27 protein-coding genes are annotated in these 26,376 nt (G+C 60.8%); 10 read left to right on the forward strand and 17 right to left on the reverse strand.

What is annotated here, in order from left to right:
- Positions 1–109: 109 nt before the first annotated feature.
- The gene (locus tag FHW37_RS25265) at positions 110–910 is read left to right on the forward strand and encodes a GntR family transcriptional regulator (RefSeq protein WP_145641407.1); all 801 of its coding nucleotides are present in this window, start codon (positions 110–112) and stop codon (positions 908–910) included.
- 19 nt (positions 911–929) lie between these two features.
- Here FHW37_RS25265 and FHW37_RS25270 read toward each other — a convergent pair whose 3' ends face one another.
- Genes FHW37_RS25270 through FHW37_RS25280 form a run of 3 tightly spaced genes read right to left on the reverse strand, consistent with a single transcriptional unit; the run spans position 930 to position 4,244 of the window.
- Entirely contained in the window at positions 930–1,946 is a 1,017-nt protein-coding gene (locus FHW37_RS25270; RefSeq protein ID WP_145641408.1) for an ABC transporter substrate-binding protein, read from the reverse strand.
- A 22-nt stretch (positions 1,947–1,968) separates the two neighbouring features.
- A complete protein-coding gene (locus FHW37_RS25275) occupies positions 1,969–3,477 on the reverse strand; it encodes an aldehyde dehydrogenase (RefSeq protein WP_145641410.1) in 1,509 nt (502 codons plus the stop codon).
- Between the two features lie 5 nt (positions 3,478–3,482).
- Entirely contained in the window at positions 3,483–4,244 is a 762-nt protein-coding gene (locus FHW37_RS25280) for an SDR family NAD(P)-dependent oxidoreductase (RefSeq protein ID WP_145641412.1), read from the reverse strand.
- Positions 4,245–4,367: 123 nt separating this feature from the next.
- On the opposite strand from FHW37_RS25280, the gene FHW37_RS25285 reads away from it, so the two are divergent.
- Together FHW37_RS25285 and FHW37_RS25290 are read left to right on the forward strand one after the other, a co-directional pair.
- Positions 4,368–5,582, forward strand: a complete 1,215-nt coding sequence (locus FHW37_RS25285; RefSeq protein ID WP_145641413.1) for an FAD-dependent oxidoreductase — start codon at positions 4,368–4,370, stop codon at positions 5,580–5,582.
- Positions 5,583–5,619: 37 nt separating this feature from the next.
- Positions 5,620–6,306: an isochorismatase family protein gene (locus FHW37_RS25290; protein WP_145641415.1), complete on the forward strand. Its 687-nt coding sequence runs from the start codon at positions 5,620–5,622 to the stop codon at positions 6,304–6,306.
- Between the two features lie 56 nt (positions 6,307–6,362).
- Here the strand turns inward: FHW37_RS25290 and FHW37_RS25295 are convergent, their stop codons facing one another.
- Positions 6,363–7,757, reverse strand: coding sequence for an MFS transporter (locus FHW37_RS25295; RefSeq protein WP_145641416.1), 1,395 nt, complete (start codon positions 7,755–7,757; stop codon positions 6,363–6,365).
- Between the two features lie 339 nt (positions 7,758–8,096).
- Between FHW37_RS25295 and FHW37_RS25300 the strand changes: the two genes are divergently transcribed.
- The 3 genes from FHW37_RS25300 to FHW37_RS25310 are packed head-to-tail and all read left to right on the forward strand — an operon-like array spanning position 8,097 to position 10,884.
- Positions 8,097–8,807 carry a GntR family transcriptional regulator gene (locus tag FHW37_RS25300; RefSeq protein ID WP_145641418.1) on the forward strand — a complete coding sequence of 237 codons (711 nt, stop codon included), beginning with the start codon at positions 8,097–8,099 and terminating at the stop codon, positions 8,805–8,807.
- Positions 8,800–9,729 carry a dihydrodipicolinate synthase family protein gene (locus FHW37_RS25305; protein WP_432442897.1) on the forward strand — a complete coding sequence of 310 codons (930 nt, stop codon included), beginning with the start codon at positions 8,800–8,802 and terminating at the stop codon, positions 9,727–9,729. Before FHW37_RS25300 ends, FHW37_RS25305 begins: the two co-directional genes overlap by 8 nt.
- A gap of 15 nt (positions 9,730–9,744) precedes the next feature.
- Positions 9,745–10,884, forward strand: a complete 1,140-nt coding sequence (locus FHW37_RS25310) for a mandelate racemase/muconate lactonizing enzyme family protein (protein WP_145641421.1) — start codon at positions 9,745–9,747, stop codon at positions 10,882–10,884.
- A gap of 50 nt (positions 10,885–10,934) precedes the next feature.
- Here FHW37_RS25310 and FHW37_RS25315 read toward each other — a convergent pair whose 3' ends face one another.
- The 9 genes from FHW37_RS25315 to FHW37_RS25355 form a co-directional block, all read right to left on the reverse strand.
- Entirely contained in the window at positions 10,935–11,432 is a 498-nt protein-coding gene (locus FHW37_RS25315) for a cupin domain-containing protein (RefSeq protein ID WP_145641423.1), read from the reverse strand.
- 71 nt (positions 11,433–11,503) lie between these two features.
- On the reverse strand, positions 11,504–11,848 hold the full coding sequence (locus tag FHW37_RS25320; RefSeq protein ID WP_145641425.1) for a DUF6665 family protein: 345 nt from the start codon (positions 11,846–11,848) through the stop codon (positions 11,504–11,506).
- A 145-nt stretch (positions 11,849–11,993) separates the two neighbouring features.
- Positions 11,994–12,842: a transporter substrate-binding domain-containing protein gene (locus FHW37_RS25325; RefSeq protein ID WP_145641426.1), complete on the reverse strand. Its 849-nt coding sequence runs from the start codon at positions 12,840–12,842 to the stop codon at positions 11,994–11,996.
- Between the two features lie 40 nt (positions 12,843–12,882).
- The gene (locus FHW37_RS25330; protein ID WP_145641428.1) at positions 12,883–13,665 is read right to left on the reverse strand and encodes an ABC transporter ATP-binding protein; all 783 of its coding nucleotides are present in this window, start codon (positions 13,663–13,665) and stop codon (positions 12,883–12,885) included.
- Positions 13,662–14,387: an ABC transporter permease gene (locus tag FHW37_RS25335; protein WP_145641429.1), complete on the reverse strand. Its 726-nt coding sequence runs from the start codon at positions 14,385–14,387 to the stop codon at positions 13,662–13,664. The genes FHW37_RS25330 and FHW37_RS25335 overlap by 4 nt, the downstream gene beginning before the upstream one ends.
- Positions 14,387–15,106 (reverse strand): ABC transporter permease, encoded by a 720-nt coding sequence (locus FHW37_RS25340; protein ID WP_145641431.1) that lies wholly within the window; start codon positions 15,104–15,106, stop codon positions 14,387–14,389. Before FHW37_RS25340 ends, FHW37_RS25335 begins: the two co-directional genes overlap by 1 nt.
- Positions 15,107–15,215: 109 nt before the next feature.
- Complete coding sequence (locus FHW37_RS25345) at positions 15,216–16,061, reverse strand: transporter substrate-binding domain-containing protein (RefSeq protein WP_145641433.1); 846 nt, start codon at positions 16,059–16,061, stop codon at positions 15,216–15,218.
- A 39-nt stretch (positions 16,062–16,100) separates the two neighbouring features.
- Positions 16,101–17,774, reverse strand: coding sequence for a M28 family peptidase (locus FHW37_RS25350; protein WP_145641435.1), 1,674 nt, complete (start codon positions 17,772–17,774; stop codon positions 16,101–16,103).
- Entirely contained in the window at positions 17,764–19,203 is a 1,440-nt protein-coding gene (locus FHW37_RS25355; RefSeq protein ID WP_145641436.1) for a M20 family metallopeptidase, read from the reverse strand. The genes FHW37_RS25350 and FHW37_RS25355 overlap by 11 nt, the downstream gene beginning before the upstream one ends.
- Positions 19,204–19,312: 109 nt before the next feature.
- Here FHW37_RS25355 and FHW37_RS25360 point away from each other — a divergent pair, with 109 nt between their 5' ends.
- The gene (locus FHW37_RS25360; protein WP_145641438.1) at positions 19,313–19,948 is read left to right on the forward strand and encodes a GntR family transcriptional regulator; all 636 of its coding nucleotides are present in this window, start codon (positions 19,313–19,315) and stop codon (positions 19,946–19,948) included.
- Positions 19,949–19,967: 19 nt separating this feature from the next.
- On the opposite strand, the gene FHW37_RS25365 is transcribed toward FHW37_RS25360, so the two are convergent.
- Positions 19,968–21,014, reverse strand: a complete 1,047-nt coding sequence (locus FHW37_RS25365; protein WP_145641440.1) for an ornithine cyclodeaminase — start codon at positions 21,012–21,014, stop codon at positions 19,968–19,970.
- Complete coding sequence (rocF, locus tag FHW37_RS25370; RefSeq protein WP_145641441.1) at positions 21,014–21,934, reverse strand: arginase; 921 nt, start codon at positions 21,932–21,934, stop codon at positions 21,014–21,016. Before rocF ends, FHW37_RS25365 begins: the two co-directional genes overlap by 1 nt.
- A 138-nt stretch (positions 21,935–22,072) precedes the next feature.
- Between rocF and FHW37_RS25375 the strand changes: the two genes are divergently transcribed.
- Together FHW37_RS25375 and FHW37_RS25380 are read left to right on the forward strand one after the other, a co-directional pair.
- Complete coding sequence (locus tag FHW37_RS25375) at positions 22,073–22,510, forward strand: Lrp/AsnC family transcriptional regulator (protein WP_145641622.1); 438 nt, start codon at positions 22,073–22,075, stop codon at positions 22,508–22,510.
- A 178-nt stretch (positions 22,511–22,688) separates the two neighbouring features.
- Positions 22,689–24,116 (forward strand): MFS transporter, encoded by a 1,428-nt coding sequence (locus FHW37_RS25380; RefSeq protein WP_145641444.1) that lies wholly within the window; start codon positions 22,689–22,691, stop codon positions 24,114–24,116.
- A 79-nt stretch (positions 24,117–24,195) separates the two neighbouring features.
- Here FHW37_RS25380 and FHW37_RS25385 read toward each other — a convergent pair whose 3' ends face one another.
- Positions 24,196–24,609, reverse strand: coding sequence for a VOC family protein (locus tag FHW37_RS25385; RefSeq protein WP_145641446.1), 414 nt, complete (start codon positions 24,607–24,609; stop codon positions 24,196–24,198).
- Positions 24,610–24,699: 90 nt separating this feature from the next.
- On the opposite strand from FHW37_RS25385, the gene FHW37_RS25390 reads away from it, so the two are divergent.
- Complete coding sequence (locus tag FHW37_RS25390; protein WP_145641448.1) at positions 24,700–25,575, forward strand: LysR substrate-binding domain-containing protein; 876 nt, start codon at positions 24,700–24,702, stop codon at positions 25,573–25,575.
- Positions 25,576–25,599: 24 nt separating this feature from the next.
- Here FHW37_RS25390 and FHW37_RS25395 read toward each other — a convergent pair whose 3' ends face one another.
- Positions 25,600–26,370: an SDR family NAD(P)-dependent oxidoreductase gene (locus FHW37_RS25395; protein ID WP_246690900.1), complete on the reverse strand. Its 771-nt coding sequence runs from the start codon at positions 26,368–26,370 to the stop codon at positions 25,600–25,602.
- Positions 26,371–26,376: the final 6 nt, after the last annotated feature.

The following is a 26,376-nucleotide window of genomic DNA, read 5'->3' on the forward strand; positions in this document are numbered from 1 at the left end:
TGACGGACGACGATGAGGATCGGTGCTGCGTATTCGCCGAATTTGCTTTTCCTTCGGTCCTGCAATGGTATAGGGCGGAAACGATCGCACGGAATACGGGAGGTTTGCGTTGGGCGAGGAAAATCCCGGCAAGAAACGTCAGCCTTCAAGGCCGCGCCGTATCCAGCCGCTCTATCACCAGATCTATCTGCAGCTGCGCCAGCTGCTGACGGAAAGCGCGCTCGATATCAGCCATCCGCTTCCCTCAGAGCCGATGCTTGCCAAGCGCTACGGCGTCAGCCGTGTGACGATCCGCAAGACCCTGCAGCAATTGCAGCAGGAAGGCCTGATCCGGCGCGTGCATGGCAAGGGCACATTTCCGGCCCATCCCAATGACGATCCGGCCAAGGATGCGGCGGGAAAGGCTGACATATCCAGCGTTCTCGACAATCTCCTGTCCTTCGAGAAACGCACGACCGCGGTGACGCTGGATTGGCAGATGATCGATGCCGAGCCTGCAATTGCCCGCAAGCTCAGGTCCGAACGCTGCCTGCGGATCACCCGGTTGCGCAGCATGGAAGAGATGCCGATCTCCTTCACCGTCCTGCATGTGCCCGAGCGCTACAGCCTGCTTCTGCAACAGGATGCGGTCGGCAACGAGCCGATCATCCGCGCCCTCGAACTGGGAGGCGTCGAGGCCTATGATGCCGACCAGGTGCTGAGCGCCACGGCTGCAGGCCCGGAGATCGCGACATATCTCGGCGTGGAGGCGGGCTCGCCGCTGATCGTCATGCGCCGGTTGATGTTCAATGCCGAACACGATCCCGTGCTGCATCAGGAAGGGTATTATCCGCCTGACCGCTTCGAATATCGGATGCGGGTGTCGCGACAGAGCATCGGTCCCGTCGCACAATGGTCGCCGATCTCCTGAGAGATCGGCGATTGTCTCCTCAGCCCTTCAGGGCCTGATCGATATAGGTATTGGTGTAGAATTTCGTCGGGTCCGTTGCGGTGGTCAGCTTGGAATCCCGCAGCGTTTCGACGCCGGAGGCCCAGAGCGCCGGCACGTTGCGCATCAGGTTTTCCTTGCCCTGCGACAGCCAGAGATCGTCGACCGTCGCCTTGGTGATCGCCACCAGCTCGTCCATCTTGTCCATCCGCGGGATCTGAAAATCCTTGGCGGCGCGCTGATAGATCATCTCGGTCGGCTGGGTGATGATCTCGTTGACCGATGCCGTCAGTGCCTTGGAGATCCGCACGAACTGGTCGGCATTCTTTTCCATGACGCTGCGCTTTGCCACATAGCCCTGGCTCGGCATTGGGGCATAACGGTCGGTCGACCAGATTTCCACCGGCGCATCCATGTGCCGAAGCGCGGCGACGACATTGATCGAGCAGATGAAGCAATCGACGCGGCCCTGCTGCAGGATACCGAGCGCACCGGGCGTATCGCCGGTCACTTCACGCTTCACCTCTGCGGGCGGAACGCCGACCTTGTGGAGCATCAGGTTGAGAAAGATTTCCGTCGACCCGCCGACCGAAACGAGACCGACGGTTTTTCCGCGCAGTTCTTCTGCGGACTTGATCGGCTTGGATTTGAGCGAGACGAGATGGAAGGTCGAGGCCTGGTAGAGGTTCGAGAAGCAGACGAGATCCTCGCCGGATTTTTCGACCGCGCCGATCTGCTCGATCGAGGAGATGCGGATGAAACGGGTCTGGTCGGAGACGAGTTGCTGCAGGGTCTGGGCCCCGCCGCGTCCGGCTTCGAGCTTGACCTCAAGACCCTGCTTGGCGAAGTGGCCGCCCGAGACGGCATTCATCATCTCGATAAAACTTGCGCCGAAGGCGAAGGGTGTCAGGACGTTGATCTGTTCCAGCGCCTGCGCCCTGACGATGGCGGGCATGGGAAAGAGACCGGCTGCGGCGATCGCGGCGGTATGCTTCAAAAGGGAACGTCGCGTTGTCATGGAAAGTCCTCTCTGGCGGTTGTCAGTCGGTAATCCCGATCTTCTTCACGGTAATTGGCTTGGTCGGTATCGTGACCGTTTTTACCTCGGCATAAAACTGCTCGCTCGACTGGCCGCCTTCGCGGCCGATGCCGGAATCCTTGTAGCCGCCGAAGGGCGCGCGCAGCTCGCGGGTCATCGTCGTGTTGACCCAGACGACGCCGGATTTCAGATCGCGGCTTGCCGCTTCCACGGTCGGCAGATGGTCGGACCAGAGATAGGAAACGAGGCCGAACTGGGTGTCGTTCGCCATTCCGATCGCTTCGTCATAGGTGTCGAAGGTGAGGAAGGCTGCGAAGGGGCCAAAAATCTCGTCCTGGCAGACCTTGGCTGAATTCGATTTCGCAAGCACGGCTGTCGGCTCGATGAAATAGCCACCGGAAAGATCGCCGGAAAGGCTGGCGGCCTTGCCGCCAATCAGCAGCTCGGCGCCTTCCGACGTGGCAATATCGGCGAAGGAGAGGACACGGTCGCGATGAGCGGCCGACGCCAGTGGTCCGAGCTCAGTCTCGTCCAGCATCGGATCGCCGATCCGGATCTTTCCGGCTCTCTCGACGAATTTGCCGATGAAATCATCGGCGATCGAGCGTTCCAGCAGAATGCGCGAGCCGGCCAGGCATTGCTGGCCATTGTTGGAATAGATGCTGACCAGTGCCGCATCCAGCGCCCGGTCGAGATCGGCCGAGGCGAAGACGATATTGGCGCTTTTGCCGCCGAGTTCGAGTGTGCAGGGTTTGAGCCTGAGGCCGGCCTGAGACATGATCCGGCGGCCGGTGGTCGTTCCGCCGGTAAAGCTGATGCGGTCGATGCCGGGGTGGTTGACCAGCGCTTCGCCGGTCATCGCACCGCGGCCGTTGACGATATTGACGACGCCATCCGGCAGCCCGGCCTCATGCAGAAGCTCGACGAAGCGGCGCAGCGCCAGCGGCGTCTGCTCGGACGGTTTCAGCACGCAGGTATTGCCGAAGGCGATGCAGGCCGCGACCTTCATCGAGGCGAGCGCCGTCGGCGCATTCCAGGGCGCGATCAGGGCCGCGACGCCGACCGGTTCGCGTACGACCAGCGAGCGGTAACCCGGCGTCTGGTCATAAACGTCGCCCTTGGTCTGGCTGATATATTCGGCAAAAAAACGGAAATTGTAAGCGGCGCGCTTCACGTGCCGTTCGCGCAGTTCGCGCATGGAAACGCCGAGATTGAGGCATTCCAGCCGCGCCAGTTCATCTGCATGGGCAACGATCGTGTCGTGGATCTTAAGCAGGATGTCCTGGCGCTTCTCGACCGAAAGCCGCGGCCAGTCGGTCTTGTCGAAGGCGCGGCGCGCGGCCTTTACCGCGAGGTCGATCTCCGTCTCGTCCGCTTCGTGCAAAGTGGCGATCTGCTGGCCGGTGGCCGGATAAAAGACCGGGATCTCATGCCCCGAGACAGGCCTTATCTCGCCGCCGATCAGGCTGGTTACATCCGATGAAAAGGCGTTGGGAAGCAGGCTGTTCATAAGCATCACACCATCAGAAGTCCGCCATTCACATGCAGGGTCTGGCCCGTCACGTAAGCGGATTGGGAGGAGAGAAGAAACAGGATCGGACCGACGACGTCGTCAGCGGTCGCAAGCCGCGCGAGCGGTACGGTTTTCAGATAGGCGTCGACATCCATGCGGGTGGCGTTCCCATCATCACCGCCACGCCCCGTGCCGCCATGCAGGAAGGCGGTATCCACGGCTGATGGCGCAACCACATTGGCGCGGATGAGCGGCGCGTTTTCCTGTGCCAGAAGCCGGGTCAGTGCCAGAACGCCAGCCTTGGAAACCGAATAGGGACCGTAACCGGGTGTCGGCTTCAGCGCGAGGCCGGAGGAGGTGTTGACGATCGCCGGATCGCGCCCCTTCTTCAGGAGCGGCAGAGCGGCGCGGGCGATGTAGAAGGCCGAATTGAGATTGCCAGCCGTGACGTCGTCCCAGATCTCGTCGCTCGTCTGTTCGACCGGCTGTCTTTCCCGCGAAAAGCCGACGAGATTGACCAGTCCGTCTATGGCCTCGAACTGTTCGACGACTTTTGCGAATGCCGAATCGACACTTCCTGCATTGCTGGCATCCAGCGGAAAGGCGAATGCCCCTTCCGGAACGCCGTGCCGGGCAATCGATGCTTCCAGATCAAGAATGATCGCGGTCGCGCCCTTGGCAATCAATGCCCTGACGACCGCCCGGCCTATGCCGCCGCAGCCGCCGGCCACAACGACCCTGCGCGCTTCGAATTCATCCGCCACGTTTTACGTTCCCGTTTTTTTGTCGCGACCTCTTGCTTGATCGATCGCGTTCAGTTGTTCTATTGATAATACAACATTGCGGTTCGTCAAGTCTGGAACCGTGCATTTGGAATGGGAAGACGCATGGTCGAGAAGAACAAGTTTGATTGCGAGGTCGTCATCTGCGGCGGCGGTCCCGTTGGCCTCTGCCTGTCGCTTCTGCTGACACGTGCCGGTTTCGACGTCGTGGTTCTCGAAAAGGAAGCGGCAATCGAAGAGGATCTGCGCGCCTCGACCTTTCATCCGCCGACGCTGGACATGCTCGAGACGCTTGGGATCTCGGAAAAGCTTGTCGCCCAAGGTCTGGTTTGCCCGCATTGGCAGATCCGCCTGCATCCGGATGGCGACCGGGCGGTGTTCGATCTGTCGGTTCTGGAGAAAGACACGAAACATCCTTTCCGGCTACAATGCGAGCAATGGAAACTTTCGGTCGCTCTCGCCTATGCGCTGACAGAAGAGAAAAAAGCCGATCGGCGCTTTGGTACCGAAGTCACCGGCTTCGAGCAGGATGAGAATGGCGTCACTGTGCTTACGCGCTCGGCTGAAGGTGAGGAGGGGACGCTCCGTGCTCGTTTCCTGGTCGGCGCCGATGGTGCGCGCAGCATCGTCAGAAAGACGCTCGGCATCGAATTCGGCGGGCTGACCTATCCGGAAACCACGCTTCTGGTGACGACGCATTTTCCCTTCGAAGAGCATCTCGAAGGCATTTCGAACGTTTCCTATTGCTGGAAGGACGATGGCAATTTTTCGCTTCTGAAAGTGCCGGGGCGCTGGCGCGTCTCGATCTATCCGAAGGAGGATCTGCCGATCGAGGATCAGCTGACACCGGAAGCGGTGGAGCGCAGCCTGCAAGAGATCGTCCCGCGCGCGGAAACCTATGAGGTGATCGAAAAGCGGCCCTATCGCGTCCATCAGCGCATCGTCGAAAATTACGTGCATGGCCGTGTGCTGCTGGTCGGGGATGCGGCGCATCTCAATTCGCCGTCGGGCGGTATGGGTCTCAATGGCGGCATTCACGACGCCTTCGAGCTCAGCGCGGCCTTGTCGGCGATCTTGAAAGGCGAGGCGGATCTCGACGGGCTTTCGCTTTATGACCGCCGCCGCCGGCCGATTGCCCGTGACCAGATCCTCGCGCAGGCGGATGCCAATCGCGCCCGCATGCGCGAAAGAAGCCCCGAGCGCCGGCGCGAAATTCTGGCCGGTCTGCAGAAGATCACTGGCGACCGGGAAGCACTGCACGCGCATGTGCTGAAAAGTTCGATGATCGAAGGGTTGCGGATGTCGGCGTCTATCGTCTGATTTTTGCGCGTCCGGCTGACGGAAAAGGACCACCTCTATGCACAAGCTCGATATTCCCCAGTCCGTGATCGACGGCGTGATTGCGCGGCGGGGTACGGCGCATCCGTTTGCCGATCTCGATCCGGCCAAGACCGCGCTCGTCGTTATCGACATGCAGAATGGTTTCATGATGCCGGGCGTCGCTCACGCCCTCTGCGAGATGGCGCCGAGAATCGTGCCGACGATCAACCGGCTGGCCGAGGCACTGCGTCGGGCGGGCGGAAAAGTGTTCTGGATCGAGAACACCCATGACGAGAGCTGCTTTTCGTCATGGTCGGTTCTCTACGACTATCTGAAGCCGGAAAACGGTCGCAAACGGGTCGAAGCCATGACGGCGGGATCGGTCGGGCATGCGCTCTGGGGCGAGCTCGATGTGCGGCCGGAGGATGAAAGGGTTCGAAAGTTCCGTTATTCGGCCTTCATCCAGGGCTCGTCCGAGCTGCCGGAAATCTTGCGGGCTCAGGGCTACGATACCGTCCTGATTGCCGGCACCGTTACCAATACCTGCTGCGAAAGTTCTGCGCGTGACGCGATGATGCTGAACTTCAAGACGATCATGGTGACGGACGCCAATGCCGCCCATAACGATGAAGACCATAACGCCGCGCTGATCGCCTTCTACCGCATCTTCGGTGACGTGATGAGCAGCGAGGACATTATCGGCATCTGCGCAAAGCGCGGCTGACATGCGATTTCGAATGCTGCGGCCGAGTGTCAACCCGGCCGCAGGAGCGTTCAGATTTAACGGTTGCTGCCCTGCGCTGCGGAGAGGGGAAGATCCGCAGGCGCGCGGTCTGTCCTGGCACCGGTAATCTTGAAGCGCTCGATCGGTCCGACGATCACCCAGTAGCTGATCACGGCCCCGATGACATGCAAGCCGACATAAAGCAGTGCGCCGTGGAATGAGCCTGTACCATCGATGATATAGCCGATCGCGACGGGGGTAATCACGCCGCCGACGCTGCCGGCCGCATTGAACAGGCCTCCGGTCAGGCCGATCGCTTCCTTGGGTGCCGTATCTGCAACGACTGTCCAGCCGAGCGCTCCAAAGCCTTTGCCGAAGAAGGCGGCGCACATGATCGCCACGACGATCGCGTTCACCTCGGTGTAGTTGCACAGAATGATGCAGGCGCTGAGACCGAGGCCGATGGTGATCGGGATTTTTCTAGCCAAGCTGAGCGAGCCGCTGCGGCGCAGCAGCCAGTCGGAGAAGAAGCCGGTCGACACGCCGCCGATGCAGCCGAAGATGGCGGGCAGGGATGCAACGAAACCAGCTTGCAGCATCGAGAAATGCCGCTCCTGCACGAGATAGCTCGGGAACCAGGAGATGAAGAAGGTCGAGAGCGTAGCAATGCAATATTGGGCGATAAAAATACCGACCAGCATCCGGTTCGTCAGGATCTGTTTGGCAATCGTGCGGGTCGGAAGCTGTGCTTCCGGGCTCTTGTCCGCTTCGCCGCCGACATCGGTCAGCGCACCGCCGGCCTTGATATAGGCGATCTCTTCTTGGGTCACCCGCGGATGGCGGCTCGGCGCGTAATAGAAGGCCGCCCAGATGATTGCGAGGACAAGGCCGAGCCCGCCCATGACCGTAAAAATATGTTCCCAGCCGAGATAGTGGAACAGGGCCCCCATCAGGGGCGTGAAGACGGCCAGCGACAGATATTGCGCCGAATTGAAGATTGCGCCGGCAACGCCGCGTTCGGCCGAGGGAAACCAGGCGGCGATGATGCGGGCCGAAGCCGGCGTAACCGGACCTTCCAGCAGGCCGAGAATGAAGCGCAGGGCATAAAGGGCCACGACCGGGAAGGCGACGTAACTAACGCCGCTCACCAGCGTGATCGCGATCGACCAGCCGGCCAGTGAGATCAGCATCGCCATCTTGGCGCCCGTGCGATCGACGATATAGCCCGAAGGAACCTGGGCGATGAAATAGCTCCAGGAGAAAGCCGAGAACAGCCAGCCCATATTGACCGCGCTGATGCCGAGATCCTTCGAAATACCCGGTCCCGCGACGGAAAGCGTCGCCCGGTCTCCTGTGCTGACGGCAAGGATGACGGTGATCAGGGCGAGAACGATGAACCGCTGATAGCCTGCACGCGGCACGCCGACGGGTTCAGAAGCAGTGTTTGCCATCTGCGGAACCTTTCAAGGAATGTTCAAATTGATTGAGCGGAAACGATGTTTTCCGGACCTGCGCCAAAGCGGCGACTGTCGGCTGCACAAGCGTTGGCCGAATAAAGTCGCTCTTGGTTCCTGATGAAAAACCGGAGTGGCGAGGCCTTCCCCGTGGCTGCGCGCCGAGTTTCGGCGCGGTCCTGCGCGCAGTGGCGCAATATCTCTTCATGGCGATGACCTCCCCAAGGCTCCTCAACCTCGTTTTTCGATCCCGCCAATTTAAATATCGACAATTGGCTGAAATCTGATATACCAGATGTCACACAAAAAATGGGTCGTCAACGAATTTCGAGAAAAATGGCCGAAACCGATCAAAGCACCGCCCGCGCCGCACAATTTGCGAAAATCGATCCCGCCTTCCAGGTGACCGTCCGAGATCACGTTTACCGCACGGTGCGCAGCGCCATCCTTTCAGGCAGCTTCGCCACGGGCGAAAAGCTGAACGAGCGCGGGTTGGCCGAACAGTTTGGCGTCAGCACGACGCCGGTCAAGGAAGCCTTGCGGCAGCTCGAAACCGAAGGTCTCGTGGAAGCGCTGCCGCGGCGCGGCATCGTCATTCGCTTCAGCAGCCAGTGGGCGGAGGAAATGATCCTGGCGCGTGCGGCACTGGAATCGATGATCGCCCATCTCGCAGCCAAGCGCATCGGCAAGCAGGCGAAGGCGGAGCTGCAATCCGTTGCCGATCTGATGAAGAAGGCGACAGCCTCCGGGGATGCGGATCGTCTGATCGAACTGAACGAGATGTTTCACGATCAGATCCATGACTGTTCCCGTTGCACCTATCTCGCCAAGCTGATCGAGCGGCAGCAGTTTTACGACGCAAGCATCCGCCGCGTCATTCATCTCGATCCGGCAGAACGCCAGAAGGCGCTGGAGGAACATCTCGCGATCGCACAGGCCATCATCGCCGGCGATTCCGATCTCGCCGAGCGGGTGATGAGAGACCACGTGGTCCGGTCCGGCGATACCTATCTCAATATCGTATTCGGAAAGCAGGAGGATATCTGACGTGAGCGACAAGCTTGAGGCCGTGAGGACGGCCCTGAAGGGTATTTCGGGTGTCCCGGTCACGCCCTATCAGAAGGATGGGTCCATCGACGTCGAAAAGCTCGGTCAACTGATCCGGCGTCTCGCCGCAGCAAAGGTCCACAATCTTATGGCTGCCGGCAATACCGGCGAATTCTTCACCCTGACGATGGACGAAGTGCGGCTTGTGCATGACACCACGATCGAAGCTGCTGCAGGCAAGGCACTGGTGAGTGCCGCAGTCGGCCGCTCGCTGACCGAAGCCAAGGCGCTGGCAAAGGATGCGATTGCAAGCGGTGCCGATGCGATCATGGGCCATCATCCGATGGATCCCTTTGCCGGTCCCTCCTATCAGGCCGGCTATTTCCTCGATCTTGCCGATTTCTCGACCGTTCCGGTCATCGCCTATGTGCGCAGCGACGGCTTTTCCGTTGCCGATTTTCGCAGGCTCGCCCTGCATCCCAATATCGCCGGTATCAAGTTTGCGTCGCCCAACCTGATGCTGCTGTCCGAAGTAATCCGCTCGACCTATGACGCGCCCGCGATCTGGGTCTGCGGACTTGCCGAAGGCTGGGCACCGGCTTTCTACGCCATGGGTGCGCGTGGTTTCACCTCGGGCCTCGTCAATGTCTTCCCCGAGCGCTCGCATGCCATTCATCAGGCTCTGGAAACCGGTGACTATGCGGCTGCCCGCGGCCTGATCGATGCCATTGCCGGCTTCGAGGCGCTGCGGACGAAATACAACAATGGCGCAAATGTCACTGTGGTGAAGGAAGCGCTCGGCATGCTCGGCACAGATGTCGGGCCGGTTCGTCTTCCGGGCGTCGTTGCCCTGAATGAGGACGAGCGCCGCATCCTGCGCGGCATTGTCGACCATGTGAAAGCCGAAGCGCTCGCCGCCTGACCGGAGAATTTCAAAGTGCATATTACCGGAATAAAGACGTACATGCAGCGCGTGGACGAACGCCCGCGGCTGCTTTTGAAGATCGAGACGAGTGAAGGCATTTCCGGCTGGGGTGAGTGCTATAATCACGGCCCGGACTGGGCGTTGCCGCCGCTGCTCGATTATCTCTTCCACCAGATCGAGGGCGAGGATCCGCGTCGCGTCGAATTCCTCGTGCTGAAACTCAACCAGCAATGCCGCTTTCCTCCCGGAGCGCTCGGCCTTGCCGCGATTTCCGCGATCGACCATGCATTGTGGGATATTGCCGGCAAGGCCGCAGGGCTGCCGGTCTATATGCTTCTCGGCGGCCATGTGCGCGATCGCGTCCGGATCTATTGCGGCGTCTATTCCGCGCCGGATCCCGAACGGCTTCTCGACCAGACGTTCGAGCTTAACGAGAAATACGGCTATACCGCCTTCAAGCTCAGCCCCTATCGCCGCGATCTGCATTCCGGCCGCTGGGGCGAGCTGGTCAGAGAAACCGGCGACTGGTTTGGCAGGATCCGCGAGATCAGCCCGTCCGATTACGAATTCGCCTTCGACGCGCATGCGAAGATCTTCGAGCCCTACAAGGCCGTGCAGCTTGCCGCTGCAATCGCGCTGAACGATCCGCTTTTCTACGAGGAACCGCTGCGGCCCGAACATATTCCGGCCTGGCGGGAGCTGAAGTCGAAGCTGACCGTGCCGCTGGCAACGGGTGAATCGCTCTATAACCGCTTCGAATTCCTGTCGCTTCTTTCGGCCCAGGGCGCCGATATCATCCAGCCGGATATATGCGTCGTTGGCGGTGTTACCGAGATGCGCCGCATCGCAACGCTGGCGGAAGCGCATTACGTCACGGTCGCGCCGCATAATCCGATGGGACCGCTCGCGACCGCGGTCAACATTCATTTCGCAGCGGTGCAGCCGAATTTCCAGATTCTCGAGTTCAAGCCGCATGTCCATGCGCCCTGGGCGCTCGACCCCTATATGCCGGTCAATGGTCATATGGAGCTGCGCCCGGATCGCCCAGGCTGGGGCATCGAGATCGACGAGAAGGTGCTCGCGACCGACGACTACGTTCATTGGGAGCGCAAGGTCACGCGCAAGCCGGACGGCTCGACGGCCTATCCCTGAATTTTAAAAGGCCGTCACATCCGATGTGGCGGCCTTTTTCGGTGACTAGCCTATTGGCGATGGATCGGGTCGATCCACGCCACGTTTTCAGGCTTTTCCACCGGTTCGATATCGAGATTGACGACAACCGGCTCCTGCCCGGAGCGGACGAGCACACATTCCAGCGTCTCGTCGCGGCTGGCATTAATTTCCTGATGCGGCACATAGGGTGGCACGAAGATAAAGTCGCCGGGGCCGGCTTCAGCAGTGAATTCCAGATTTTCGCCCCAGCGCATCCGCGCCTTGCCCTTCACCACGTAGATGATGCTTTCGAGATCGCCGTGATGATGGGCGCCGGTCTTGGCATTGGCATGGATCGTGACGGTGCCGGCCCAGATCTTTTCGGCGCCGGCGCGTGCCTTGCTGATGGCGGTCGCGCGGTTCATACCCGGCGTCTGGGCCGTGTTCGGGTCCAGCGAATTGCCCGGAATGACCTTTACGCCATGGTCGCGCCAGTGGCTCGCATCATGGTGATGGTCCGCGTCATCGTGGGTGTGATCCTCGCCCATGCCATTCTCCTCGGCTGCTATGTTCCGATGGATTAAGCCATAGAGGATGCGCGGGGAGAAGGAACAATATTTCAAAGATGCGGGCGGGGTGCCGGCGCTGCGCCCAGCCGGACCAGCACCTTGTTCGGGATGCCGTAGCGGGCAACGACATCGCGGCCATTGCGCAGGCCGCAGATTTCCCGCTGGATGAACAGCGCCCAGACGGCATCGGCCGCGGCCTGCACGAGTTTCTCATGCTCTGCCTCGCCGATCCCGTTGCTCTCGCCCTTTGTGAGCGCAGCAAGTGCTGCTTCGGCAGTCGAACCGGTGCGGCCGAGCGCGCTTGCCCGCTCCGCCATCAGTTCATATTCGAGCACGTTGAAGCCGGTCTCGGCGAGACCGGCCTGACTGAAATTCCGTGGCGGGCGCACTGTCATCTCGTTTTCCCCGTGGAATTCGAGCCAGTCTATACCCGCTGCCCTGCCGATCAAGAATGGAAGGGCCATTTCTGGCCGCTATGAGGTGGAATTCCCGCCCGGCCAGGTTTCGGCCGAACGGGAAAACATGTCGAAATGGCCGGAATTATTGCGGCGTCACGTCGAAGCCGAACCACTTTTCCGAAAGCTTCTTCAGCGTGCCATCGGCCTTGGCGGCGGTGATCGCTTCATCGAACTTGGCCCTCAGCGCCGTGTCGGTCTTGCGCAGTCCGACCGACGAGCCGGCGCCGAGGAAGCCGCCCTGAAAGCGCGGGCCGGTGATGGTCATGTCGGAATTGGTCGGCTTTTCGACGGCGGTCTTCAGGTAACCCATCGATGCCATGGTGAGATCGATGCGGCCGGCGAGCAGATCGAGATCGTGCTGTTCGGTCGTCTTGTATTCGCGGACCTGGACGATGCCCTTCATGTATTCGTCGACGAAACGAGCCGCGATCGAGGCAGTCTGCACGCCGATCGTCTTGCCCTGAAGCATCGGCTTCATCTCTTCGATTGCCTTGCGCGCGCCGGCTTCATTCGAGCCGAGCGAGAACAGATCACCCTGCAACGGCAGCTTGACGAGATCGCTGTCCTTGAGCACGGCAAAACCCTGTCCGGTATTGCCGTAGGGGATCGAGAAATCGATCACTTCCTTGCGCTTCTCGGTGGCCGACATGCCGGCCATGATGGCGTCGAACTTGCCGGCATTCAGTGCCGGAATGATGCCGTCGAAGGCCTGGGCGATGATCGTGCACTTGATCTTCATGTGGTCGCAGAGATAGTGCGCCAGATCGATGTCGTAACCGTCCAGCGTGCCATCGGCGCGGGTCAGGTTATAGGGCGGAAATGCGCCTTCGGTGGCGATGGTGATTTCGGTCTTTTCCTGCGCCATTGCGGCGGAGGAAAACAGGGCCGAAACAGCGAGCGCCGCTGCAGCCAATATCCTGATCATCTTCATTTTAGTTCCCTTCTCCTTGTTGGATTTGTTGATTTCGTTGTCAGCCGCTGATGAACTTGCGGAAACGTTCCGATTTCGCGTTGGCGAACATTTCCTGCGGCGTGCCCTGTTCCTCGATCGCGCCCTGATGCAGGAAAACGACCCGGCTCGAGACGTCGCGCGCAAAGCCCATTTCATGGGTGACGACGAGCATGGTGCGGCCTTCCTCGGCAAGCGAGCGCATGACGCGCAGCACTTCGCCGACCAGTTCCGGATCAAGCGCCGAGGTCGGTTCGTCGAACAGCATCACCTTGGGGCGCATGGCGAGCGCGCGGGCGATCGCCGCGCGTTGCTGCTGGCCACCGGAGAGATGCGAGGGATAATGGTTGCGCTTGTCGGCAATGCCGACTTTTGCCAGCAGTGCTTCGGCCTCCTCGATGGCCTCGGTTCGGGAGCGCTTCTGCACGTGGATCGGCGCTTCGATAATGTTTTCGATCACCGTCTTGTGCGACCAGAGATTAAAACTCTGGAAGACCATGCCGAGCTCGGAGCGGATGCGCTGCACCTGGCCGCGGTCGGCGACGCGGCTCTTGCCATGCGGGCCGGGCTTCATCGCGACCTTTTCGCCGGCAACGACGATATCGCCGCCATCGGGCGTTTCCAGCATGTTGATGCAGCGGAGCATGGTCGACTTGCCGGATCCCGATGCGCCGAGGATCGACAGGACTTCACCTTCATGGGCGGTCAGGTCGATGCCCTTCAGCACTTCGACGGGGCCAAAACTCTTGCGCAGGCCGCGTACTTCGATGGCCGGCACGGAGGGAGAGTTTGAAGAAACGGTCATCGGATTTCTCCTGCAACGGTAGCGGCCGAAAGTGGCGCCGGCTGGCGCATATGGGGGCTAAGTCGGTATTCGACGAAGGCGACGAGACGGGTCAGCACGAAGTTGATCGCGAGATAGATGAACCCCGCGACGACGAAGACCTCGATCGCCCGAAAGGTTTCGGAAATAAGTTTTGCCGCAACGCCGGTCACTTCCATGATGGTGATGATCGAGGCGAGTGATGTGGCCTTCACCATCGAGATCATCTCGTTGGAATAGGCCGGCAGCGCCTGGCGGACCGCAAGCGGCAGGGTGATGCGCCGAAAAACCATGAAGGGCGACATGCCGCAGGATCGCGCGGCCTCAACCTGGCCATGCGGCACCGAAAGCAGGCCGCCGCGGATGATCTCGGCGGCATAGGCGGCCGTGTTCAGCATCAGGGCAATCACCGCGCACCAGTATGGATCACGCAGGATGAACCAGAACATGCTGTGACGGACTTCGCGGAACTGACCAAGCCCGTAATAGATCAGAAAGATCTGCACCAGCAGCGGCGAGCCGCGGAAGATGAAGATGTAGAGGCGCGCAAACCAGTCGAGCGGCAGGATGCCGGAGATGCGGCAGAGCGCCAGACCAAGTGCGAGGATGGCGCCGAACGCGATGGCGGTTGCGGCTAGCTGCAGCGTCAGCGGCAGGGCCGCGATCAGCGTCAGGAAGGTTTCGTAGAGAAAGGGAAAATCCATCAGGCTCTCCTGACGCCGCGCGAGGCGCGCTTTTCGCCGAGCTGCAGAAGCCCGCCGGATACGGTCGAGATTGCCAGATAGATGACGGCTGCAATCGCATAGAAATCGAACGGCATGCCGGTAGAGCCGGCGCCGATCTGGGCCTGGCGCAAGAGTTCGACAACCCCTGTCACCGAAACCAGCGCCGATTCCTTGAGCGTTACCTGCCAGACATTACCCATGCCGGGCAGCGCATGACGCAGGGTCAGCGGCGCGATGATGCGGCGGAAGCACAGGAAGCGCGACATGCCGCAGGCGATCGCGGCCTCGATTTCGCCGGCATGCACCGCCTTGAAGGCGCCGCGGAAAACTTCCGTCTGCTGCGCACCGGAGGTAATGCCGACGGCAAGCGCACCGGCGAGGAAGCCGGGAAAGCCGATAAAGCCCTCGGCGCCGAACCAGCGCCCGACTGCGGTGACGACGCTGCTGCCGCCGAAATAGAAGAGGTAGATGACGAGCAGGTCGGGAATGCCGCGCAATATCGTCGTGTAGGTCGATGCGATCCCGCGCAGCACCGGGCCGCCGGAAATCTTCGCCCAGGCGCCAAGGGCACCAATCGCTGCGCCGATCGCAAATCCGGAGATGGCGATCAGGACCGTCATGATGGCGCCGGTCAGCAATGCCGGTCCCCAGCCATTGGGGCCGGTTCCGATCAGGTCAAATAGGGTCGGCTGGGTCATCCGCCTTGCTCTTGTTCCGGTTTCATCTCGAAAACCCCGGTCTCATCCTGAGAACGATGGGCCGCACGGGAGGCCTTTCGGCGCTCCCGTGCGGGTCCGCCGCTTCGACTTAGAATGTCGGGGTCAAGTCGAGCTTGCTCCACTTGACCGACAGGGTCTTGATCACGCCATCGGCGGCTGCCGACTTGATGGCGGCGTCGAGCTTTTCCTTAAGCTCGGTTTCGCCCTTGCGCATGCCGATCGCGACTTCGGTTGCCAGCATGGCGCCCTTCAGCTGCGGGCCGACGATTGTCAGATCCTCGTTGCCCGGCTTGGAGGGCAGGGTGGCGCCATAAACGCCGCTGTCGAAGCCGGCATCGATGCGGCCGGCCTTGAGGTCGAGATCGCGTTCGCCGGAATTCTTGTAGGTGCGCAGCGTCACGTCCTTGCCGAAATAGGCGGTGATCAGCTGTTCGTGGCTGGTCGACTGGACAACGCCAACGGCCTTGCCGGACAACATCTCGCCGATCGACTTCATGACCGGATCGGCCTTTTCCTTGTCGTTCAGGTCAAGCTTTTCGCCGGTCATCGGCATTTTTGCGAGCGGGCCGTCCTTCTCGACGATGAAACTTGCAACGCCGCTGGCATAAGGCACGGTGAAATCGACGACCTGCTTGCGCTTTTCGTTGATGCCGAGCGTCATGATCAGGTCGAACTTGCCGGCATTCAGGCTGGGGATCATCGCCGACCATTCGCCGGCCTGCAGATCGCATTCCACTTTGGCGCGGGTGCAGAGATCCTTGATCAGATCGACGTCGAGGCCGGTGAGATTGCCCTGCGGATCGAGTGCATTCCACGGCGGGAAGGCGCCTTCGATGCCGACCTTCACATGGGTCCAGTCCTTGGCCTGAGCGGCGGGCGCTGCGGCGGCCACAAGGGCTGCCGCGACGGCAGCCAAGATCATCCTGTTATTCATTGGTAGTTCCCTTTTTTATTTGGATCAGATTGGGTTCACTCAGCCGGCAAGAACCTCGCGGGCCTGGCGCAGTGTCGAGAGAACGAGATTGCGGCTACGGCGGGCATGCACCTGGAAGAAAGGCGTGTCCTTGTCACCGGCCGGCAGTTCGGCCAGTTCGCGCAGGCCGGAAAGCGATGGCCACGCTGGATGAGGCACGGCGCTGTCGGGATGGAAGCGATCGCCGAACGTATAGTTCAGCGGCACAAGCAGGCGGGCGGCGCGGCGCAGGCGATCGTCGAGGGCGACGGCTTCAGTTCCTTCGGCTGCCTTTGCAGCCTGATTGAGGCTGCGCGCGGCAGCGTCAAGCTCATCGACGGCGGATAGAAGCGAGCCGATCTCCAGCCGGTCGCCCAGGGTTTTGGCAAGGGCAAGCAACTCGTTTTTCAGCGAAGCGGCATAGATCGTGTAGTCGAGCGGCACGACATTGGACGAAAGAAGCTGCCGCAGGACGCGCAGGACGATATCGGTGTCGCGGGCGAGATTGTCGGGGTCGATATGCTCTTCCGTGTCATGCGGCGTGTGCCACCACCAGCCAAGCGCTACCGGCATCTTGACCGGCCCGGGCGGCTGATGGCTGAGGCTGCCGAACATGGAGGGAATGCCGACACCCCAGAAGGATTGGTCGGCAGCCCGGCCGTGCCGGCGACCGAGATGCACCTGTCCGGTCACATCCCTGATGGCCGTGGCAGCAACGGCCCGCAACTCGTCGATGACCGACGAATTGGTCAGCACGCTTGCGCCTTCGCCGCCGGTGGAATCGACGTTCACATGCGCAAGGCAGCGGCGTTCCAGCTCGTCGAAATATTCGTCTGCATACCAGGCGGAGCCGGAATAGCGGCCATGCGAATGACCGGACCAGAAGCAGAGCCGCAGCGAGCGTTTCCATTCCGACTTCCGCTCGGCCAGCAGGCGCGCGGCCTCCAGCATGGTGGCATTGGCGCCGCCATTGTCCATGACGCCATAATGCCAGGTGTCATGATGGCCGGAGAACAGCACGAAAGGCGCATCGGGATCGTCGGAATAGGCAAGATCCGCCTGCAGGATCGGCGTCTTGCGCCAGCCGGTATCGACTTCGGTAACGAGCGTTGCGATCGGTGCCTTGCCGGCAAGGCAGGCCTCGCGCAGTGGTGTGCCATCGGCTTGCGAAATGGTGCAGATCGCCGTCGTCGGCAGGTTTTCACGCGTATGCTGCGACGGGCTGCCCCAGACGGGCGACACGCACATTTCATAGAGGTTTTCGTTCGGCGTGACATGCAGCTCGCCGACGGCGCCATGTTGGCTTGCAAGCTGTGCCACGTCCTCGAAAGCGATTGCATCGACCAGCACGATCTTGCCGCGCACATCGACCTTGGCGAAATCCGCCGCATGGCCTTCGCCAACATAAACGAGGGGTGCTGTGACACCTTCGGCCGGCGTCGGCACCGACATGGAATGTGTGATGCTCTTCAGCGGCTTGCCGTCCACCTCGACGCTCGCCTTGCCGGGCAGGCTGATATAGGCGTCGTGGAAGATCAGCTGTGTCTTGTAGCCAAAAGACTGCATCTGGGCTTCCAGATAACGGAAGCTTTCCAATTCCTCAGGCGTACCCGACAGTTTTACCCGTTTGGCGAATTCGCGGATATGCGCCATCAGGCGCTGGCGATCCGGGACGATTGCAGCGTCAGGCGACATGGGACGTCTCCGGCTGCGTCGCAGGAAGCGGCGGCTCGACGTCGTCGGGAATCGGGTTGACGAAAGGCGTATCGACAAGGCGCTCGGCAAAATCGGCCTTGGCGGCTTCGATCAGGTCCGGCCTTGCGATGAGGTCGGCAGCGGTCGAGGCCATGACCTTGGCGGCCTGAGTCATGCCTTTATGAGCTGCAGCAAGTTTGCCCTGCGCCACCAGCTGCCAGGAATGGCCAGGCGTGCCGATCGCATAGGTTGCGCCGCGCATCTGCACGGTCGGTACAACCCAGCTGACCGTGCCAACATCGGTAGAGCCGACGATGGTGCCATCGCCCGCATTCGGCGGGAAGATCACGTCGCAGAGCGAAACGCTGGCCCGCGGCTTCAGGCCGAAACGGGCAAAGGAAGCCTTGATATCGGCCGGCGTGAAGGTCTCCTGGAATTTCGCGGCAATCGCCCGGTCGGCATCGTCGAAATCCGGCAGGCCGATCCGCTCGATGTGGGCGTGCATCAACTCTTCCAGCGGCGTGTTGCCGACGAGGTTGGCGTCACCGCTGATCACTTCGCTGCGGACGGACGTGCCGGTCATCAAGGCAGCACCGGCCGCAACATCCTTCACGCGGTCTACCAGTTCCATCAGATCCGGCAGTTCGCGGGCGCGGATGAGGTAGCGCACGGTTGCGCGGGCCTGGACGACATTCGGCGAATGGCCGCCGGTCTCGGTGATCGCATAATGAATGCGGGCGGTCGAAGGCATGTGCTCGCGCAGATAATTGACGCCGACATTCATCAGTTCGACGGCATCGAGCGCGCTGCGGCCGAGATGCGGCGTTGCTGCCGCGTGAGATGCCCGGCCGGAAAAATGGAAGTTCAGCTCGTTGCAGGCAAGCGAGATCGGATTGTTGACGCCGACAAAGGCGGCCGGATGCCAGCAGATGGCGATGTCGACATCGTCGAACACGCCGGCGCGGACCATGAAGCCCTTGGAGGAGCCACCTTCTTCGGCGGGGCAGCCGTAATAGCGGATCCGGCCCGGAATGTTATTGGCGGCGAGGTAATCCTTGACGGCGGCCGCCGCCAGCATCGAGCCGGCGCCGAGCAGGTTGTGCCCGCAGCCATGGCCGTTGCCATTTTCGACGATCGGCCGTTCCTCTGCCACGCCGGCTTCCTGGCTCAGACCCGGAAGCGCATCGTATTCGCCGAGAATGGCAATGACCGGGCCGCCTTCGCCGGCTTCGCCCATGATTGCGGTCGGCAGGCCGGCGACATTGCGGGTTATCCGAAAGCCTTCCGCCTCGAGCCGGGCGGCGTGGGCGGCAGACGAGCGATATTCCTCGTAATTGACTTCGGGTGCATCCCAGACCTGATCGCTGAGATCACAGAAATCGGGAGCCTTGTTGTCGACGATTTCCCAGACGGCATCGGTATTTTTCATTGCGATCTTCTGTGTTATCCAAAATTGGTACCAATCTTAGGCGCGGATTATCGATTGCGCAACAGAATAAAATGACTATTTATTGGGCAAAAATGCAGTGCGGGGAAACATGACGGATACGTCGCTTGATAACCAGGAAAGTGCGGAAACGGATGCGACGCAGCTAATCCTGCAGGACATCCAGGCCGGCATCTATCCGCCGGGCACATGGCTCAAGCAGATCGATCTGGAAACTCGCTACGACAAGGGGCGAAACGAGATCCGCCGGGCGCTGGACCGCCTGACGCTCAAGCGCGTGGTCGAGCATGTTCCCAATCGCGGTTACCATGTCTACCAGACCGACGGGAAACAATGGCAGGATATTTCCGAGATCCGCATCATGCTGGAGACGGGTGTCGTTCCCAAGCTGATCTCGCGGCACAATGCGGCGGATATCGAAAATTTGAGGGCGCTGGCGCAGGATTTTCAGGACCTGCTGCTGTCCGGCACGCTGTTGGAGCTTTACGAGTCCAATCTCAGGTTCCACTACGCCTTTATCGATCTTGCCGGCAATCAGGAGCTTCACACGGTCATCGCCGAATTGCGCCAGCGCACGTCCTCCGCGCCGGTTTCGCAATGGAAGACGCGTGCCCGTGTGGATATTTCGGCGAAAGAACATTTCCAGATGATCGATGCGCTCGAAGCCCGAGATGACCAGGAGCTCCGCCGTTTGATCGAATGTCACATCCGCCAGCTGCCGGAGTGAGCGCTCGGCACTACGGTACTTACCCAGCTGCGCGCAAAAGCATGCCGAAAAGGTCGCGCGGCTCGTCCGGATCGGCCAGCAGGTCGAGCTGTTCAAAAAATGCATGCTGGTGCAGTTTTTCACGGACATAACGAAGCGCCGAAAAATCCTCCGTCGCAAAACCGACGCTGTCGAACAGGGTGATCTGTTCCGCGCTTGTCCGGCCGGATGCGCTGCCTTCCATGACCTGCCAGAGTTCGGTGACGGGAAAATCCGCCGGCATCTGCTGGATCTCGCCCTCGATGCGGGTCTGGGGCGGGTATTCGACGAAGACGCTGGACCGGCCGAGGATATCCTTCTGTAGCTCCGTCTTGCCAGGGCAGTCGCCGCCGACCGCGTTGATATGGACGCCGGCGCCGACCATGTTGTCGGACAGAATGACGGCATTCTGCTTGTCGGCGGTCACGGTGGTGATGATATCGGCGCCTTCGACGGCTTCCTGCGAGGAATTGCAGACGGTGATCTCGAACCCGAATTTTTTGAGATTGCGGCTGCAGCGCTCGCTGGCGGAGCGATCGATGTCGTAGAGGCGGAGGCGATCGACGCCGAGAAGAGCCTTGAAGGCCAGAGCCTGGAATTCACTCTGGGCGCCGTTGCCGATGATCGCCATGGTGCGGGAACCGGAGCGGGCGAGATATCGGGCGGCAACGGCCGACGTGGCGGCGGTCCGCAGCGCGGTCAGTATCGTCATTTCCGACAGGAGCAGCGGATAGCCCGTATCGACATCGGACAGGACGCCGAAGGCCGTCACGGTCTGGCGGCCGGTGCGCGTGTTCTTCGGATGGCCGTTGACATATTTAAAGCCGTAGAGCGCGCCGTCGCTGGTCGGCATCAGCTCGATCACGCCATCGCGCGAATGGGCGGCCACTCGCGGGGTCTTGTCAAAACTCTGCCAGCGCCGGAAATCCTCGTCGACGAAGGTCGCGAGCTCCTTCAGGAAGGTTTCCACGCCAACGGCAAGGACGAGCTTCATCATGTTGTCGACGCTGACGAAGGGAACGATGTTGAGGTTGGCGGGGACGGACATCAAAAACTCCTTGTCGGGCGGTCCATGACCTTGCGGCCCATCAGGCTCGCCGTGAGGTCGACCAGCAGGGTTGCGGTGCGGCCGCGTTCGTCGAGAAAGGGATTGAGCTCGACCAGGTCGAGGCTGGTGGCGAGCCCGCTGTCATGCAGCATTTCCATGATGAGATGTGCCTCGCGAAACGTTGCGCCGCCGGGAACGGAAGTGCCGACGGCGGGTGCGATGGACGGATCGAGAAAATCGACGTCGAGGCTGACATGCAGCATTCCGTTATCGGCCTTTACGCGATCGAGGAAGGCGCGCAGCAGAGTCGCAACGCCGTGCTCATCGATCATCCGCATGTCGTGAACGGTTGCTTCGGTCTTGCGGATGGCAGCCTGTTCTTCGGGATCCACGCTGCGGATGCCGATCATGCAGACGCGGGAAGTTGGGACCGGAACGGTGAGCGGCGGAAAGGTGTTCTGAAAACCGTCACGCCCGGTGAAATAGGCGACCGGCGTGCCGTGAAGATTGCCGCTTTCGGTCGTATCGAGCGTGTGGAAATCCGTGTGTGCATCCAGCCAAAGGACGTAAAGCGGGCGGCCAAGCTCGACGCTTCTGCGCGAGAGGCCTGCAACCGTTCCCGCGGACAGGGCATGATCGCCGCCCATGAAGATGGGAAAGCCATCGGCGCTGGCGTTATAGGCTGTCTCCTGCAGCAATTTTATCCAGGCGACGATCTCCGGCAGTTGCCGGATCGCCGGGTTCGCATGGCGGGCGTCCGGCACATCGGTAATCGTAAAATTACCGAGATCAGCGACCCGGTGCCCAAGGGATATCAGCGTGTCCGCCAGCCCGGCGGTCCGCAGGGCGCTCGGTCCCATCTCGCAGCCAAGTCGCGGCGCTCCATCCTGAAGCGGGACACCAATGAGTTTGCAAAGCATGTTTTTCTCCATGACCGATTATGAGCATGGAGGAGTGGCGGAATGAACAATCAAAATTGCCAAATAAATTGGATTGGCTTATCAAAATGCTCAATTGAACTGACAGAATGAGAATACGTCATGAGCAGCATGAACGATATGGACGCGATCGATCTGAAGCTGATTTCGCTTCTGCGCCATAATGGGCGAAGGAGCGTCACGGATCTCGCCGTCGAGCTCGACATATCCCGCGCGACCATCCGCAGCCGTATGGACCGGCTGGAGCGGCAGGGGCATATTCTCGGTTATACCGTGATCCTGCGTGCCGATGCCGTGGAGCTACCGGTGCGCGGCATCATGATGATCGAGATCGAGGGACGTGCCGCCGAAAGGGTGGTGGACAAGCTTGCCGATTTTCCCGAAATCTCGGAAATCCACACGACCAACGGCCGCTGGGACCTGATCGTCGAACTCGGCGCAGGAACTCTGACAGAACTCGACGGCGTGTTGCGGCGGATCAGGCAGGTTCCCGGGATTTCCGGGAGTGAGACCAACCTTCTGCTCGCAACGCCACGCAGCACCAAGGCGCGGCTCTGACCTTCCGGCAGGAGACCTTTTTGACACAGGCGGCGCTTGAATGCCTCTTGTCGGTCAAGAGTACCCGAAACGATGAAAACGAACTGGTCAGCCGGCGTTTCGTTTGATACGCCGCAATGACTCATTTCATCGAGGCACCCGGCAGGCCGGGTCGAATAAGCGTTGAGCATTTCCCCAGATGGCGGATCAATCCTTTCAAGCTGTAGCCGCTGAGCGCGCTGCACCGAATTTCCGTGTCACGGCCATGATCGTTGCAAGCGCAATGTTGATGGAAAATATCGATGCCACCGTGCTGGCAACGGCGCTGCCGACCATGGCGCGCGATTTCGGGGTCGATGCCGCGGCAATGTCGATTGCGCTCACCTCCTACCTTCTCAGCCTCGCCATCTTCATTCCCGCCAGCGGAAGGATCGCCGACCGTTTTGGGTCACGCACGGTGTTTCGCGCCGCGATCTTCATCTTCATTCTCGGCTCGATTTTTTGCGCGCTGGCGCCGACTCTTCCGGCGCTTGTCGTTGCGCGGCTATTTCAGGGTGCCGGTGGCGCGATGATGATGCCGGTCGGACGGCTGGTGTTGATGCGCAGCGTGGCGCGAAAGGATATGGTCAGCGCGATTTCCTGGCTGCTGATCCCGGCCCTGATCGGCCCGATCATCGGCCCGCCGCTGGGTGGCCTGATCGTCACCTATCTCGCCTGGCGCTGGATCTTCTATATCAATGTCCCGATCGGCATTGTCGGCATACTGCTCGTCTCGATCTACATCCAGAATTTTCAAGGCTCGACCGTCGAGCGGTTCGACTGGATCGGCTTTGTTATTTCCGGTGTGTCGCTCAGCGCTCTTCTGTTCGGTTTCGAGCTTGCGAGCCATCAAGGGCAGGGGATGACCTCGGTCTCTCTGGTTGCGTGCGGCTGCCTGTTCGGCCTGCTCTACCTCCGGCATGCCCGTAATCACCCGGCGCCGATCCTGGATTTCTCGCTGATGAAGGTGCCGAGTTTTGGTACGTCGGTAATTGCCGGATCGCTGACGCGTATCACCCAAGGCGCGCAGCCCTTCCTTCTGCCATTGCTGTTTCAGATCGGGTTTGGTTACACGGCCGCCCAAGCCGGAAAGCTCGTCATCGCAACGGCCGTCGGTGCACTTCTGATGCGGCCTTTCGCAAAGCCGGTCTATCGTTATCTCGGCTTCCGCAACAGTCTTGTGGTGAATGGCGTGCTTGGCACGATCGGTTATGGCCTCTGCGCGGCCTTCCGGCCTGATTGGCCTGACTGGCTGATGTTTGCCGTCATGATCCTTAGCGCCTTCTTCCTGGCATTCCAGTTCACGGCCTACAATACCATCGCCTATGACGAGATCGAACCAGGGCGAATGAGCTCGGCCACCAGTTTCTACACGACTTTCCAGCAGTTGATGCTGTCGCTCGGCATTTGTATCGGAGCACTTGCCTTGCAGGCATCGGTGACGATGAACGGCAATGTCGAACCGCAGCCGACGGACTTTTCCGCCGCGCTGATCGTGGTGACGCTCATCTCCATCACGGCCACTGTGTGGAATTTTCGCTTCAAGCCCAATGCCGGCGCCGAAATCAGCGGACACCACGCGCACTGATCGCTAGCAATACTAGGATCGGCAACGACCAAGCCGCCGATCCTCGCGAAAAGTGCAGCATGAAGTGAGCCTTGGCGGCTTACTTCATGAAGACGCCTTCGAAATCCTTGAAACCCTTGACTTCGATCGGGTTGCCGCTCGGATCGAAGAAGAACATCGTGCGCTGCTCGCCCGGCTCGCCTTCAAAACGGACGACCGGCGGAATGTCGAAAGCGATACCGGCTGCCTTCAGGCGCTCGGCCAGTGCAAACCAGTCTTCGAGCCGCAGGATGACACCGAGATGCGGCATCATCACCATGTGATCGCCGACCTTGCCGGTGCGGGTCACTTCGAAGGGCTTGCCGAGATGCAGCGAGATCTGGTGGCCGAAGAAATCGAAATCGACCCAGGTATCGGTCGAGCGACCTTCCTCGCAGCCGAGGACATCGCCGTAGAAGCGGCGGGATTCATCAAGGTCGGTGACGTGGTAGGCGAGATGGAAAAGCGAGCGCATGCGGGGATCCTTTGTGCGAAAGCCCAGCTCTAGCGATTTCCATGAAATGGTTTTACTATCTTATTCTGTCTCAGAGCATAAGGAAAACTGTTGGATATTCGCTTTCTCGAAAGCCTGCTGGCCGTCATCGATACAGGCTCAATCGCGGCTGCCGCGCGGCGGCAGAACCTGACGCCGGCCGCCATCAGCCAGCGCATCCAGACGCTCGAAAAGCAGTTCCGCAGCGCGCTTCTCACCCGCAATGCCCATTCTGCAAAACCGACCGAGGCCTGTCTGGCGCTGATGCCGCGCATGCGCCATCTGATCGCCGAAGCGCAGGCGCTCAGCGATGGTCTCGATGCCGCGCATCTGACCGGAGAATTGTCGATCGGCGCGATCTCGACGGCGCTGACGGGCATGATGCCTTCCGCCCTCAAGCGCTTTGCCGAGGCTGCACCGCATGTCAGGCTGAGGCTCAGCCCCGGCGCATCGGACGGGCTTTACGAGGCGGTTCTGGCTGGCGAACTCGATGCCGCTATTCTCGTGCAGCCGCCCTTCGCACTGCCGAAATCCCTGAAGACGGCGGCGTTGCGGCGGGAGCGCCTCGTGCTGATTTCTCCCGAGCCTGCAGGCGATCGGCAGCCAGAGGATGTTCTGACGGAGGCACCTTATATCCGTTACGACCCCGGATCCTGGGGCGGCAGGATGGCAGCGCGCTTCATCGAGGAACGCGGGCTGCAGCCGGAAATCTTCTGCGATCTGGACGGGCTGGAGGCGATCGCGATCCTTGTGGAACGCGGCATCGGTAATTCGCTGGTACCGGCCTGGGCCGGATTTCGCCCGCAAGGGCTCAGTGTCACGGAAATCGATCCGGATGGGCGCTATGGCCGGGAGATCGTCTTCCTGCAATCCTCGCTGCCGCGGCGGCCGAAGGCTCTCGATCTGTTCCGAAAAGTTCTGGCCGAAACGATCGACCAGAGCGGATAGTGCAAAGGCTGGTTTTGGTGGCGCTCAGCGCGCCATCCAGCCGCCATCGACCATCAGATTGTGGCCGGTGACATAGGTCGCTTCGGCGCTTGCCAGGAAGAGCACGGCGCGGGCGACGTCGATCGGCTTGCCGAGACGGGGCAGGGGCGTGCGGCTTCTGGAATAGTCCAGCATTTCCGGATCGACGGCACGGCCGCCCTTGCCGGTGAGGATCTTTCCGGGTGCGACGGCATTGCAGATGATGCTCTCATGGCCGTAATCGGAGGCGACCTGCTTGGTCATGTAGACCATGCCGGCCTTGCTGACGCCGTAGGCGAAATCGCCGGGCGCCGCGATCATGCCGTGCTGTGAGGTGATGTTGACGATGCGGCCACGCGCTTCGTCGACGATTTTCTGTGTCAGCATCTGGCGGACCGCTGCGCGCAGGCAGAGATAGGCCCCCTTCAGATTGACGTCGGTCACTCGATCCCATTCCGCCTCGTCCGTATCGACGAGCGAGGATCCGCCGCGCACGACGGCGTTGTTGACGAGAATGTCGATCCGGCCGTAACGCTTTGCGACATCGTCGAAAAGCGCCTGAACTTCGGCGGCCTTTGCAATGTCGGCCTTCACGAAGATCGCCTTGTCGCTGACCTTGTTCAGCTCATCGATAACGGGCGTACCGCCCTCGACGACGTCGGTCGTCACGTCGGCGGCGATCACGATCGCGCCTTCCTGAGCAAAGAGAAGCGAAATGGCGCGGCCGATGCCGGAGGAAGCTCCGGTGACGATCGCAGTCTTGCCAGCCAGTCTCATGGGCAT

This window comes from Neorhizobium alkalisoli, from assembly GCF_007829835.1.
GTDB lineage: Bacteria > Pseudomonadota > Alphaproteobacteria > Rhizobiales > Rhizobiaceae > Neorhizobium.